Below are 1,134 nucleotides of genomic sequence, written 5' to 3' on the forward strand. Positions count from 1 at the left end.
TCGGACGTTGCGCTGGTGGGTGAGCGCCTGCGTGCTGGCCTGTCTGTTCTTGCTTTCCTACCCCTCGTTCGAGATGCGCATCGAGGGGGTCCACGGCGACGTCATGGTGCACGTAAGTACCTCCTTGCCGGTCTTCGTGTTCTTATTGGTGGTCATGGGTACCGCCATGGGCATTGGCAAGGGCAGCCTGATGCGCCTGATATACCGGGACCATGCCCATCAAATGGCGTCGGTCGGTGGCCTGGCGGTGACCTTGGGGAGTCTGTTTGCGGCCGTGGTGCCGTTGATGTTCGTGCTGGGCAACGAATGGATTGGCATTCGTACCGCTGGCTTCATGTTCCTGTATGGCGCCTTGATCGTCTGCATGTTGCTGATGCTGTGGGACCATGCCAACCCCTCCGCTTGCCTCTCTGTAACCGGTCGTTGAGCCCATCTATCGAAGGTTCTCGAAATCCCTGAGAGTAGGTGTCCACCACTTATTGGTAGGTGAACTCCTACTATGAATGACTTAAGCATGCTGGAAGCCCGTCGCAAGCGTCGCTGCTTCACCTCCGTATTCAAGGCCAGGATCGCCAGCACCCTGGCGCCTCTGTTGCTCTGGCGCATCGCCCGAATGCCAAACTAGGTCATAAGTGGATCCGTACAGCCTGCCAGCGCGATGCACCGGTGGTTGTGCCGGTGCCTATGGCGAGCGCCTCACCATCGACCATGCCTTCATCGCACACGACGAACCACATTCGTCTCACGATCCCGTGCCCCAATGAGCCGGTGGTCATCGAGTGGCCTGTCTCGGAGGATGATGCTTATCTAAAAGCATGTAATACCTCTTCCTGAGTCGCGTAGCGCGAATGGCCGCTTACTCTCTTCCTGCCATCTCCTCTCGGCACGCTCGTGCCGCCGCTTTCCTTTTATCCCTTGGATGCCTGGGTTCTCGGCTTATCCCCCTGGTGTCGGGTATCTATCCCCTTGGAGGTAGAGAGGGTGTATATGGAGGTAATCACGCAGTAATCCGCGGGTCGTTCCCTCACACTCGATGCCATGGAACCTGCCCGGCAGGTAACAAAAAATTTTCGAGGTGCCTGGAGATCGACCATGAGTCATTTCATAGATCGGCTGAATTTCTTCCGCAAGGCC

1 protein-coding gene and 1 pseudogene are annotated in these 1,134 nt (G+C 57.2%); both read left to right on the forward strand.

Annotated features, from left to right (window positions below; translation table 11 throughout):
- Window positions 1-427: pseudogene (locus DU506_RS21860) on the forward strand (hypothetical protein); the annotation flags it as partial.
- Between the two features lie 72 nt (window positions 428-499).
- Complete coding sequence (locus DU506_RS22650) at window positions 500-625, forward strand: hypothetical protein (protein WP_268877361.1); 126 nt, start codon at window positions 500-502, stop codon at window positions 623-625.
- Window positions 626-1,134 lie beyond the last annotated feature (509 nt).

Source organism: Vreelandella rituensis (assembly GCF_003336665.1).
In the GTDB taxonomy this organism is placed as follows: domain Bacteria; phylum Pseudomonadota; class Gammaproteobacteria; order Pseudomonadales; family Halomonadaceae; genus Vreelandella; species Vreelandella rituensis.